Genomic DNA, 12,512 nt, shown 5'->3' on the forward strand with positions numbered 1-12,512 from the left:
TAACCGTCCAGCGCTTCGGTAACGACCGAGTCCTTGCGGTTGAAAAAGTGCTTCATGGATTTCGTCCAGTCCGTATCTGCGGGTCGTCAAAAAGTGCGGATGCGCCGGCTATATCAATCTGTGCCCGTCCGACCCAAAATAAAGCGGCGAGCGATAGCGGATCGTCACTCTGTCCCCCTTTGCGAGCGGCGTGTCGGGATCGGTCAGCGTCACCAGCTTCTTGGCGCCCACCGTGACATGCAGATGGTTCTGGTCGCCGAGATGCTCGACCCAGTCGACGACGCCGTCGGCATGGCCGTTCGCCGCCTTTTCGATCGCGAGATGTTCGGTGCGCGCGCCGATCGTCGTCGTGCCGGTGGGCGCGGCGCCGTCGGGCAGCAGCCCTGCCGGCAGAAGGTTGATCGCCGGCTGGCCGAGGCGGGCCGCGACATGAAGGTTTGCCGGCTCAGAATAGATCGCACGCGGCGTGCCGATCTGCACCAGCACGCCCTCGGAGAGGATGCCGATGCGGTCGGCCATGGTCATCGCCTCGATCTGGTCATGCGTGACGTAGAGCATGGTGGCGCCGAGCTCGGACTGGATGCGCTTCAGCTCGAGCCTGAGATCGGCGCGCAGCTTGGCGTCGAGCGAGGACAGCGGCTCGTCCATCAGATAGATCGAGGGCTTTCGCACCAGCGCGCGGCCGATGGCGACGCGTTGCATCTCGCCCCCCGAAAGCCTGGTCGAGCGGTTGTTGAGCTTGTGGTCGATGCGCACCATCCGCGCGACTTCCTCGACGCGGCGGCGGATTGCTTCCTCCGGAAAACGCCGCGCCGGCGAGCGCAGCGGGAAGGCGAGGTTGTCGAAGACCGAAAGATGCGGGTAGAGCGAATATTGCTGGAAGACGAAGGCCGTGTCGCGCTCGGCCGGCGACAGCCCCGTCGCATCGTGGCCGCCGATCTGGATCGTGCCGCTGTCCGGCCACTCGAGCCCTGCGATCAGCCTGAGCGTCGTCGTCTTCCCGGCGCCGGTCGGCCCGAGCAGCACGACGAACTCGCCGTCCTTGATCTGCAGGTCGAGATCGCTGACCGCGACTGTCTCGCCGAAGCTTTTGGTCACACCCTGAATCTGCACGTCAGCCATGGCGCGCCTCCACTGCCTGATCGTACATGACGGTTTTCACCGCGCGTCCAGTGCCTTTCTCGAACAGCGACAGCCGCGCGCTGCTCAATGCCAGCCCTACCTGTTCGCCCGTATTTAGATGGATTCCGGCCGGCACCCGGGCCTTGATGATGCCGTCAGCCGTCTCCACCGCGACGATCTGCGTGGTGCCGAGATATTCGGTGCCGTAGATCGCGCCGCGCAGCTTCGAGGCATCATCGAAGCGGATGTGCTCGGGGCGGATGCCAAGCGCCATGTCGGCCGGCGCAATATCCTCGCGCACTTCCGGGACCGTCACGCTGGCGCCCTGCACGACGATCTCCTTCGCACCCTTCGCGAGCCCACCGCCGAAGCGCAAGAAGTTCATCGGCGGCGAGCCGATGAAATCGGCGACGAACATCGTGGCCGGCCGGTCGTAAATCTCGCGCGGGCTGCCGAACTGCTCGATGACGCCGTGGTTCATCACCGCTATCTTGTCGGCCATCGACATCGCTTCCATCTGGTCGTGCGTGACATAGACGGTGGTGGCGTGGATGCGGTTGTGCAGCTCGCGCAGCTCATGCACCATCAAATCGCGGAACTCGGTGTCCAGGGTCCCAAGCGGCTCATCCATCAGGAAACATTTCGGTCGCCTGACGATGGCGCGGCCGAGCGCGACGCGTTGACGGTCGCCGCCGGCAAGACCGGAGACCGACTTGTCGAGCAGGTGGTCGATGCGCAGCAGCTTCGCGGTCTCCTCGACGCGCGTGCGGATCTCGGCCGACGCCATGCCTTGCGCCAAGAGCGGGAAGCCGATGTTCTTGCGCACATTCATATGCGGATAGAGCGCGAAGAGCTGGAAGACGAAGGCGATGTCACGCTCGCGCGCCCGGCGCATGGTGACGTCCTCGCCGCCGAGCAGGATCTTGCCGCCGGTGGGCAGTTCGAGGCCGGCGATCATGCGGAGCGTCGTCGTCTTGCCGCAGCCCGACGGCCCGAGCATGACGAAGAACTCGCCGTCCTCGACAACGAAATTGGAATCCTGCACGGCAACGAACTCGCCGAAGGCTTTCCTCAGGTTCTGAACACGGATCTCGGCCATTTCTATTCCGGGAATTTCGAGACGACGATGAACATGGCGGTGCCGGCGAGCATGGTGACGAAGGAATAGCTGTAGAGCGACAGCGCCAAAGACTGGAACAGCATCAGGAAACCGATGGCGATGATCGCCGTGGCGATGTTTTCCATCAGGCCGCGTCTTGCCCAGACGGGCCAACGCGATTTGCGTTTTGCAGGCTGGATCGTGCTCATTTGCGCACCGCGCCGAAGGTAATGCCGCGCAGCAATTGCTTGCGGAGCAGGATGGTGAAGATCAGGATCGGCACCAGGAATATCGTCGTGCCGGCGGCGACTGCCGGCCAGTCCTGGCCGCCTTCGCCGATGATGGTCGGGATGAAGGGCGGCGCCGTCTGCGCCGTGCCGGAGGTCAGAAGCGCGGCGAACGCATATTCGTTCCAGGCAAAGATCAGGCAGAAGATGGCGGTCGCGGCAATGCCGGTGGTCGCCTGCGGCAGCACCGTGCGCCAGAAGGCCTGCAGCCGCGTATAGCCGTCGATCATCGCCGCTTCTTCGTATTCGCGCGGGATCTCGTCGATGAAGCCCTTGAGCAGCCAGACCGCCAGCGAGACATTGACCGCGGTGTAGAGCAGGATCATGCCGAGCGCGGTGTCGGAGAGGCCGAGCTCGCGGTACATCAGGTAGATCGGGATCGCGACGGCGATCGGCGGCATCATGCGCGTCGACAGGATGAAGAACAGGAGGTCGTCTGCCAAAGGCACCTTGAAGCGCGAGAAGCCATAGGCCGAGAGCGTGCCGAGGAACACCGCGCAGAAGGTCGAGCCGAAGGCGATGATCAGCGAGTTGACGAAGCGCGGCAGGAAGTTCGACGGGCCGGCGATCACCATGTTTCGCTTGCGCACCGTCTGGTCGCAGAAGCCGGTCGCCGGTCCGAGCGCGTTGATATATTCCGGCGTCTGCCTAGTGCGCGTCGTGAACAGGTTGCAGTAGCCTTCGATGCTCGGCTGGAAGACGATCTTCGGCGGATAGGCAATCGAATCCGGCGGCGTCTTGAAGCTGGTGGCGAAGATCCACAAGAGCGGCACGATCGAGATCAGCGCGTAGCCGACGACGAGCACGCCGGCGATCCGCTTCGAGTTCGTCGAAGGTGCGACGACGGAATGGGCGGTGGTCAGGCTCATCTCTGCTTCACCTTGTTGAGTGCCTTGACGTAGATGTTGGCAAGGCCGAACACCGCGACGAACAGGATGATGGCGAAGGCCGAGGAATAGCCGGTGCGCCAGCTTTCGAAGGCCTGCCGCTTCAGCGTGATCGAGGCGACCTCGGTGGTCGAGCCCGGTCCGCCGCCGGTGAGCAGGTTGACCATGTCGAACATCTTGAAGTTCTCGATGCCGCGAAACAGCACCGCCAGCATGATGAAGGGCAGCGCCATCGGCAGGGTGATCGACCAGAACTGCCGCCAGTTGGAGGCGCGGTCGACCTCGGCCGCTTCATAAATGTATTCTGGGATGGAACGCAGACCCGCGAGGCAAATCAGCATCACGTAAGGCGTCCACATCCAGGTGTCGACGATGATGATCGCCCATGGCGCCAGCTCGACATTGGACAGCATCTGGACATTCGTCGGCGGGATGCCGGTGAGGAACGAGACGGCGTAGGCGAACAGTCCGATCTGCGGCTCGTAGAGGAAGCGCCAGAAATTGCCGACCACCGCCGGCGACAGCATCATCGGCACCAGGATGATCGTGGTCCAGATGGCGTGGCCGCGGAATTTCCGGTCGATCAGCCAGGCAAGCGCGAAGCCGATCACCGTCTGCAGCAGGATGGTCCAGAAGACGAAATGCGCCGTCGTCTGCATCGCGATCCAGATATCCTGGTCGCCGAGGATGCGCCTGTAGTTGGAAAGCCCGAGATTCTTGACCACTTCGTTCGGGCGGTTGGCGCGGTAATTGGTGAAGGAGAGGTAGATCGCCCAGAACAGCGGGAAGATGTTGATGGCTAAAAGCAGAAGGATCGTCGGCGAAATGAACAGCCAGGCGAGGCCCTTGTCGCTGATGCCTCGGATCTTCTTGGCCAACGGCCCGGGTGTGGCCCGTGCAGCGTTGTCCGCAGTCCGATTGAGCATGGTTAGTCCTGCATCGGTCACTGGTCAGCCTCGGCGCTGGAATTTATCTGAACTGCGTCCCGTGCCTAGGCGGCACGGGACGCACCTGCTCGGGAGGAGCCTTACATCTTGCCGTCGTCCTGGAAGATCTGCGTCCAGTCCTTGACGAGGCCGTCGAGCGCATCCTTGGCCGAGCCCTGGCCGGCGACGACATAGTCGTGGAAGCGCTTCTGCGAGGCCTGCAGCAGCGGCGCGTAGCTCGGCTCTGCCCAGAAGTCCTTCACGATCGCCATGGAGTCGAGGAAGGCCTGCGCATAGGGCTGGCTGGACGGGAACTTCGGATCCTTGACGACGGAATTCAGGCAGGAATAGCCGCCGAGCGACCACCACTTGGCCTGCACGTCCTTGTTGGCGAACCACTTGATGTATTTCAGCGCCGATTCCTGCTTGTCGGAGTAGGAAACCACCGAAATGCCCTGGCCGCCGAGCTGCGCGAACTGGTCGCCGTCGGGACCTTTCGGATTGGCGAAGTAACCGATCTTGTCGCCGCCGACATTCTCGTCCTTCTGCAGGCCGGGCCAGGTGAAGGCGAAGTTCATGTGCATTGCCACCTGGCCGGATTTGAAGGCATCGACGCCTTCGCCCATGTAGCTGTTGGAGGCGCCGGGCGGCGTGCAGCAATCATAGAGCGCCTTGTAGAATTCCAGCCCCTTCACCGATTTCTCGGAATTGACGAAGCCGTCCATCTCATAGGGCTTCTTCGGGTTCTCATACTGGAAGCCGTAGCTGTAAAGCACGTCCATGGCGCCCATGGTGATGCCTTCCGAGCCTCGCTCGGTGTAGATCGAGGCGCCATAGACGGTCTTGCCGTCGATCTGCCGCTTCTGGAAGAACTCGGCGATCTGCTTCAGCTGGTCGAAGGTCGTCGGCGGGGCGAGGTCCCAGCCATATTTCTCCTTGAACTCCTTCTGCAGTTCCGGCCGCGAGAACCAGTCCTTGCGATAGGTCCAGCCGACCACGTCGCCCATGGCCGGCAGCGCCCAGTAGTTCGGCGTGTTCTTCGGCCATTCGGAATAGCCGACGACGGTCGCCGGCACGAAGTCGTCCATGCTGATCTTCTCCTTGTCGAAGAAGTCGTTCAGCTTGACGTAATGACCGTTCTCGGCCGCGCCGCCGATCCACTGGCTGTCGCCGATGATCAGGTCGCAGAGCTTGCCGTGTGAGTTGAGCTCGTTAAGGAAGCGGTCGGCATAGTTGGTCCACGGCACGAATTCGAACTTCATGCCGATGCCGGTTTCCTTGGTGAAGTCCTTGGACAGTTCCACGAGCGCGTTGGCCGGATCCCAGGCCGCCCAGCAAAGCGTCAGGTCTTCCGCATGCGCCGCGTTCGAGACGGCGGTCGACGCGAGTGCCGCCGAGGCCAGTCCCAACGCCAGTTTCAAGGTCGATTTCATGCCTTACCTCCCATTTGCGAAACGCGTCCGGATGACGGTTTCAAAAGCCTCAACCTCGCTCCTCCGAGGGCCTGAACATGGCGCGCGCCGCGTCGCCGATGTTTAGTAATTTGTTTAGTGATGCTCTTTTTACTAAACAACGCAAGCGAATTCGTTGCTGCGCCGCAGCATGACGAAAGCGGTGCTTGAAATCGTTGGGAAATAACTGTTGGTGCTTGGCGGCTCGTGCTTCAGCCGGCTACCTGACGGTCTTCGGGCCCACCGTGACCGGCCGGATCCGCGGCGCCGGAGGCAGCAGCTCGCGGATGTCGGCAAAGGGGAAGAGGGGCTCGAACCGGAACGCCTCGGCCAGCGCGCCGGGCGCGCCGTTGCATTGGCCGGCGCGGAACGCGTTCTGCATGCGTGCACCGTTGAGATAATGCTCGGGCCCCTGTGAGCGATGCGCGAGAATGGCCTGCGCCTTGAGGTCCCAGTGGCTGGAAATGTCGACGTAATGCGACGGCGAGAAACCTGTGCCGCCCAGTGTGTCGGCATGCAGCACCGGTACCTCGAAGGACGCCGCGATGCGCACGCCATCCGACAGCGCGCGGTGGTCGCCGTGATAGTCGTTCGGCGCATGCGTAATCGCGAGGTCCGGTTGCACCTCGCCGATCAGCGCCTTGAGTGTGTCGATCAATGCGGCATCCGCAACCAGCGCCCCGTCGGGGAAACCGAGGAAACGCGGTGTGACGCCGAGCAGGCCGGCCGCCTCGGTCGCTTCCTCGCGCCGCGTTTTGACAAGCGACTTCGGATCGCCCTTGCCGCCCTTGGCTCCGTCCGTGGCTATCGCAAAAGTCAGCTCTGCGCCTAGCGCGGCATAGGCGGCCAGCGTACCGAACATGAATATCTCGATATCGTCGGGATGAGCCCCCAGCGCCAGTATCTTCACTTCTTTTCTCCCGGATATGGAACGTGCCGAACGGAATCCTGCTCGCCCTCGTCGCCTATGCAAGCTATTCGTGGAGCGATGCCGTCATCAAGAGCCTGGGCGGGCAGTTCACCGTCTTCGAGATCGGCTTCTTCGTAACCTTGTTTGCCGGCTGTTTCCTGTTCTTCACAAGGCCTGCCGATGAGCGCTGGCGCGACTTCTGGCGCACCAGCCGGCCCTGGGCCGTGCAGGCCCGCGCCTGGGCAGGCATCGCATCGGGCGTGCTCAGCGTCTATGCCTTCACCGCCATTCCGCTGGCGGAAGTCTACGCGTTGATTTTCCTGGCGCCGTTGTTCGTCACCATCCTCTCCACTCTCATCCTGAAGGAGAAGGTTGGGCCGTGGCGATGGCTCGCCGTGGTCGCCGGCTTTGCCGGCGTCATGCTGGTTGTCAGGCCGGGTTTCCGCGAACTTCATCTCGGCCACCTCGCGGCCTTTGCCATCGCCTTTCTTGCCGCCACCAGCGTCATCCTGATGCGGTCGCTGGCGCAGCAGGAGAAGCGCACGACGATGCTCGGCGTGCTTGTCGGCTATGGCCTGCTCTTCAATGGCCTCGGTGTGGCGGCAACGTCGTTCACCTTGCCGGATGGCAATCAGCTGATCTGGCTGGTCATGGCCGGCGCCTTCACCGCCGGCGGTCAGCTGTTGCAGCTTCTCGCGGCCAAATACGCGCCCGCCAACCGGATCGCGCCGACGCATTATTCACAGATCGTCTGGGCGGTGGTGCTGGGCTCGTTGTTCTTCCGGGAAGATCCCGACCTGCTGACGCTGGCCGGCCTTGCGGTGCTCGGCGCCTCGGGCCTGCTGACCATGGTTCGCGAGGAGGTACGGCTGGGCACCGTGCGCTGGAACCCGTTCACGCGCACCAGGCTTTAGGCAATTCCGGGACAGGTTGCGCGCTCACCGTGGCCGCTGATATGCGGACGCCATGAACAGAGGAATTTTGCCGGAACTCCCGGTATCCGCCGTGCTGCCGGTGCTCGGCGAGGCGCTCGCCGGGCGCAACAGCGCCGTGCTGGTGGCGCCGCCCGGTGCCGGCAAGACGACGCTGGTGCCGCTGGCGCTGCTCGACGCGCCCTGGCTCGGCGAAGGCAGGATCGTGCTGCTGGAGCCGCGCAGGCTGGCAGCCCGCGCCGCCGCCCGTCGCATGGCCGAGCTTGTCGGCGAGGAGCCGGGTGGTACAGTCGGCTACGCGATGCGCATGGAGAACCGCACTTCAGCGCGGACAAAGATCCTCGTCGTCACCGAAGGCGTGCTGTCGCGCATGATCCTCGACGATCCCGAACTGCCCGGCGTTGCGGCGGTAATCTTCGATGAATTCCACGAGCGTTCGCTCGACGGCGATTTCGGCCTCGCGCTGGCGCTCGATGTTCAGGGCGCGCTGCGGCCGGATCTGCGCCTGCTGGTGATGTCGGCGACGCTCGACGGCGCGCTCGTCGCAAAACTACTGGCCGGGGCGCCGGTGGTCGAAAGCGAGGGCCGCGCCTTCCCGGTCGACATCCGCCATGACGAGCGGCCGGCCGGCATGGCGGTCGAGGACGCGATGGCCAGGGCGGTTCGCTCGGCTCTGGCCGCCGAGCAGGGCAGCGTGCTCGCTTTCCTGCCCGGACAGCGCGAGATCGAGCGCACCGCCGAGCGGCTAAAAGACCGCCTCGGTGATACAGACATCGTTCCGCTCTATGGCCAGTTGGACAACAGGGCGCAGGATGCCGCGATCAAGCCGGCGCCGGCTGGCCGCCGCAAAGTGGTGCTGGCGACCTCGATCGCCGAGACCTCGATCACCATCGACGGCGTGCGCGTCGTCATCGATTGCGGCCTGTCGCGCCTGCCGCGCTACGAGCCGGCAAGCGGCCTGACCCGGCTGGAAACGGTGCGCGTCAGCAAGGCTTCCGCCGATCAGCGGGCCGGCCGCGCCGGACGAACGCAGCCGGGCGTCGCCATCCGATTGTGGCGTGCCGAGCAGACGGCGGCGCTGCCCGCCTTCACACCGCCGGAAATCCTCGAGGCTGACCTTTCCGGCATGTTGCTCGACTGCGCCGCTTTCGGCGTCGCCGATCCGTCGAGCCTTTCCTTCCTCGACCCGCCGCCGGCGCCGGCGCTCAACGAAGCGAGGGTGTTGCTCAAAGCGCTGCATGCAATCGATGACGCCGGCCGCTTGACGGAGGCGGGCGCGGCGATGCGCAAGCTCGCTCTGCCCGTGCGGCTCGCGCACATGGTGGCCGAAGCGGCTGAGATCGGGCAGGCGCAGGAAGCGGCGATGCTTGCCGTGCTTTTGACGGAGCGCGGGCTTGGCGGCGACAGCGCAGATTTGGAACGGCGGCTGATCCGCTTCCGCGCCGAAAAATCGCCGCGCGCCGGTGCCGCCCGGCAACTTGCCGCACGCCTGGCCAAGCAGGCAGGCGGGGCAAGGGCAGACTCGCCAGCCGCGCCCGGCGCCTTGCTGATCCATGCCTGGCCGGATCGTGTCGCCAGAGCCCGCGGCGAGCGCGGCCGCTTCGTGCTCGCCAACGGTTCCGGCGCGATGGTCGATGCTGCCGATCCGCTTGCCGGCGAGAGCTGGCTGGTCGTCGCCGATCTGCAGGGCAAGGCGCAGAATGCCCGTATCACCGCCGCCGCGCCCGTCGACGAGGCCCTTATCCGCACCGCGCTTGCCGACCGCATCGAGACGAAGCGCGAGACGAGTTTCGACCGCGAGCGCCGCGTCGTGCGCGTGCGCGAGACCGCTCGCCTTGGCGCCATCACCCTTTCCGAGCGCATGCTGCCCGCACCTTCCGGTGCCGAGGCCGATCGGGCCATGCTGGACGCCCTGCGCGAGCACCGCCTGTCGCTGCTCGACTGGGGCAAGGAGGCGGAAACGCTGCGCCAGCGGCTCGGCTGGCTCTATCGCGGCCTCGGTTCTCCCTGGCCCGACGTCTCGGACCAGGCGCTTCTCGACCGTCTCGACGACTGGTTGCTGCCTTTCCTTGCCGGCGAGGCCTCCTTCGCGGCGATCAGGCCGACGGCGCTTGCGGCGGGGCTGATGTCGCTGGTCCCGCACGACCTGCAGCGCGAGGTCGACGCGCTGGCGCCGACCCATTTCGACGCGCCCTCGGGCAGCCATGTGCCGATCCGCTATGACGGCGAATGGCCGGTGCTGGCGATCCGCGTGCAGGAGCTGTTCGGCCTCGATCGCCATCCTTCGGTCGCGGGCGGTACGGTGCCGCTGACTCTGGAGCTGTTGTCGCCGGCGCATCGCCCGATCCAGACGACGCGCGATCTGCCCGGCTTCTGGCGCGGCTCGTGGGCGGATGTGCGCACCGATATGCGCGGTCGCTATCCTAAGCATGTCTGGCCGGAAAACCCGCTGCTGGCGGCCGCCACCAGCCGCGCCAAGCCGCGCGGGACATAGGTTCGTGCCGCTTTCGGCGGGCCATTCGCGTTAGTGGGCAACGTGCGTTGGCGATTGGCGCAAACGCCCATCACTTCGTCATCCTCGGGCCTGCGCTCCGCTTCGCGTCGCTCCGCCCGTGGATGACGAAGTCGCGAGGGGCCTAGGCCAATCATCAAGCCCTCATGATGGTGAACCGAAACAACGGCCGCTGACCGGTCAAGTCGCAGTCACAGCGCTACTAGCGCTCACCCTCCTGCGGCTATAATCGTAAGTCGATGATCAATATTCTGCGCGCGCCCGATTCCCAGCAGAGCCAGCGGCTGCGGCTCAACACGCTGATCCGCCTGCGCTGGCTGGCCATTGTCGGCCAGAGCATCGCGGTGCTCGTCGTCGGCTACGGGCTGAAATTCCCGCTTCCGGTCTCGCTGTGCTTCGCGCTGATCGCCTGCTCGGCCTGGATGAACCTCTGGCTCACCTTCCGCTATCCCGCGGCGCATCGGCTGACCCCGCTCTCGGCCTTCGTCATCCTCACCATCGACAGCCTGCAGCTCGCCGGCCTGCTCTATATGACCGGCGGCCTGACCAACCCGTTTTCGGTCCTGCTCTCGGTGCCCGTCGTCATTTCCGCCGCATCACTGCCGCTGCGCCTCACCGCGGTGCTCGGCGCGCTGGTCATCGCGGCGGCCACGCTGCTTGTGTTCTTCCATCTGCCGCTGCCCTGGTACGAAGGCGCGCCGCTGTCGATGCCCTTCATCTATGTCGCCGGCATGTGGATGGCGGTGTTCGCCTCGATCGCCTTCACCGCGATTTACGCCTTCCGCGTCGCGGCCGAGGCACGCCTGCTCGCCAACGCGCTCGCCGCCACCGAGCTGGTGCTGCAGCGCGAGCAGCATCTTTCGGCGCTCGATGGCCTCGCGGCGGCCGCCGCGCATGAGCTCGGCACGCCTTTGGCCACCATCACCGTCGTCGCCAAGGAAATGGAAAAGGCGCTGGGAGAAGATCCGAAATTCAGCGAGGACGTGAAGCTGCTGCGCTCGCAGAGCGAGCGTTGCCGCGAGATCCTGAAGCGGCTGACCAGCCTGTCCTCGGAAGGCGAGGCGCATCTTTCGCGCCTGCCGCTGACCTCGCTGGTCGAGGAAGTGACGGCGCCGCACCGCGACTTCGGCATCTCGATCCGGCTGCGCCCCGGCGAGCGCATCGGCCCGGAGCCGGTCGGGCAGCGCAGCCCCGGCGTCATCTACGGGCTCGGCAATCTGGTCGAGAACGCCGTCGACTTCGCCAAGGACACGGTCACCGTCAGCTGGAACTGGGACGGTGAGGAGGTCTCCTTCTCGATCATTGACGACGGGCCGGGCTTCCCGCCGGAAATCATCGACCGCATCGGCGAGCCCTATATGTCGACGCGCCAGGGGACAGAGGCCGGCGGCGGCCTCGGGCTCGGGCTTTTCATCGCCAAGACGTTGCTGGAGCGCTCGGGCGCGACGATCGATTTTCGCAATTCGAGCGGGCTCGGCGAGGGGGCGATGGTGCAGATCACCTGGCCTCGCGGCGTCTTCCTCAATCCCGAGCATGCCCCGGGCACCGCATTCGACAGTGCGTGAGCCTATGCATTTGGCGCATGGCAGCTTTGTTGCCGGCTGTAAAAATTGGACATTGCTGTTGCAGAATTGTATCTGCGTAAAAGTAAGGCAGTAGGATGCTGACGCAAATGAGCGCAGAAGAACCCACCGGCGCAATGGTAGAAGGCGAGGACACCTCGCTGCTGATCGTCGACGACGACAAGCCATTTCTCACCCGGCTTGCCCGCGCCATGGAAACCAGGGGCTTCGCGGTCGAGACGGCGGAAAGCGTGGAAGAGGCCGTCGCCAAGGCGCGCGCCCGCCCGCCGGCCTATGCGGTGGTCGACATGCGGCTGGGCGACGGCAACGGCCTCGACGTGGTCGCCGCCATCCGCGAGAAGCGCGACGATTCCCGCACCATCATCCTGACCGGCTACGGCAACATCGCCACCGCGGTGACGGCGGTGAAGCTCGGCGCTGTCGACTACCTGTCGAAGCCCGCCGATGCCGACGATGTCTTCGCGGCGCTGACCCGCACCGCGGGCGAGCGGGCCGCACCCCCGGAAAACCCGATGTCGGCCGACCGCGTGCGCTGGGAACATATCCAGCGCGTCTACGAAATGTGCGACCGCAACGTCTCCGAGACCGCGCGCCGGCTCAACATGCACCGGCGCACCCTGCAGCGGATTCTGGCAAAGCGGGCGCCGCGGTAACCTGCTTAAACGCGCGTACGGTGCTGCCGATGGCGAGTGTCGAAGGCAGCGCTGGCTGCCGCCTAGCAACGCTGGCGACTGGCGAAAACCATGATGAGAGCGCCCTCTCCCCGCAATACGGGGAGAGGATGCCGGCAGGCAGGTGAGGGG

11 protein-coding genes are annotated in these 12,512 nt (G+C 65.0%); 4 read left to right on the top strand and 7 right to left on the bottom strand.

What is annotated here, in order from left to right; all coding sequences use genetic code 11:
- Positions 1-108: 108 nt before the first annotated feature.
- The 7 genes from EOA75_RS18620 to EOA75_RS18650 all read right to left on the bottom strand — a co-directional run bounded on the left by EOA75_RS18620 (position 109) and on the right by EOA75_RS18650 (position 6,682).
- Positions 109-1,122, bottom strand: a complete 1,014-nt coding sequence (locus EOA75_RS18620) for an ABC transporter ATP-binding protein (protein WP_127324855.1) — start codon at positions 1,120-1,122, stop codon at positions 109-111.
- Positions 1,115-2,221: an ABC transporter ATP-binding protein gene (locus EOA75_RS18625; protein ID WP_127324856.1), complete on the bottom strand. Its 1,107-nt coding sequence runs from the start codon at positions 2,219-2,221 to the stop codon at positions 1,115-1,117. The genes EOA75_RS18620 and EOA75_RS18625 overlap by 8 nt, the downstream gene beginning before the upstream one ends.
- Positions 2,222-2,223: 2 nt before the next feature.
- Positions 2,224-2,430: a hypothetical protein gene (locus EOA75_RS18630; protein ID WP_095799229.1), complete on the bottom strand. Its 207-nt coding sequence runs from the start codon at positions 2,428-2,430 to the stop codon at positions 2,224-2,226.
- Positions 2,427-3,377 (bottom strand): carbohydrate ABC transporter permease, encoded by a 951-nt coding sequence (locus EOA75_RS18635; protein WP_127324857.1) that lies wholly within the window; start codon positions 3,375-3,377, stop codon positions 2,427-2,429. The genes EOA75_RS18630 and EOA75_RS18635 overlap by 4 nt, the downstream gene beginning before the upstream one ends.
- Complete coding sequence (locus EOA75_RS18640) at positions 3,374-4,321, bottom strand: sugar ABC transporter permease (RefSeq protein ID WP_127324858.1); 948 nt, start codon at positions 4,319-4,321, stop codon at positions 3,374-3,376. Before EOA75_RS18640 ends, EOA75_RS18635 begins: the two co-directional genes overlap by 4 nt.
- Positions 4,322-4,422: 101 nt before the next feature.
- The gene (locus EOA75_RS18645) at positions 4,423-5,754 is read right to left on the bottom strand and encodes an extracellular solute-binding protein (RefSeq protein ID WP_067003505.1); all 1,332 of its coding nucleotides are present in this window, start codon (positions 5,752-5,754) and stop codon (positions 4,423-4,425) included.
- Positions 5,755-5,992: 238 nt separating this feature from the next.
- Positions 5,993-6,682, bottom strand: a complete 690-nt coding sequence (locus EOA75_RS18650) for a PIG-L deacetylase family protein (protein WP_127324859.1) — start codon at positions 6,680-6,682, stop codon at positions 5,993-5,995.
- Between the two features lie 23 nt (positions 6,683-6,705).
- On the opposite strand from EOA75_RS18650, the gene EOA75_RS18655 reads away from it, so the two are divergent.
- The 4 genes from EOA75_RS18655 to EOA75_RS18670 all read left to right on the top strand — a co-directional run bounded on the left by EOA75_RS18655 (position 6,706) and on the right by EOA75_RS18670 (position 12,362).
- The gene (locus EOA75_RS18655) at positions 6,706-7,596 is read left to right on the top strand and encodes a DMT family transporter (RefSeq protein WP_127324860.1); all 891 of its coding nucleotides are present in this window, start codon (positions 6,706-6,708) and stop codon (positions 7,594-7,596) included.
- A 52-nt stretch (positions 7,597-7,648) separates the two neighbouring features.
- Positions 7,649-10,108, top strand: a complete 2,460-nt coding sequence (hrpB, locus tag EOA75_RS18660; protein WP_127324861.1) for an ATP-dependent helicase HrpB — start codon at positions 7,649-7,651, stop codon at positions 10,106-10,108.
- Between the two features lie 257 nt (positions 10,109-10,365).
- On the top strand, positions 10,366-11,691 hold the full coding sequence (locus EOA75_RS18665; protein WP_127324862.1) for an ActS/PrrB/RegB family redox-sensitive histidine kinase: 1,326 nt from the start codon (positions 10,366-10,368) through the stop codon (positions 11,689-11,691).
- Positions 11,692-11,798: 107 nt separating this feature from the next.
- A complete protein-coding gene (locus tag EOA75_RS18670; protein ID WP_040974834.1) occupies positions 11,799-12,362 on the top strand; it encodes an ActR/PrrA/RegA family redox response regulator transcription factor in 564 nt (187 codons plus the stop codon).
- Positions 12,363-12,512: the final 150 nt, after the last annotated feature.

This window comes from Mesorhizobium sp. M1A.F.Ca.IN.022.07.1.1 (genome assembly GCF_003997575.1).
Classification (GTDB): domain Bacteria; phylum Pseudomonadota; class Alphaproteobacteria; order Rhizobiales; family Rhizobiaceae; genus Mesorhizobium.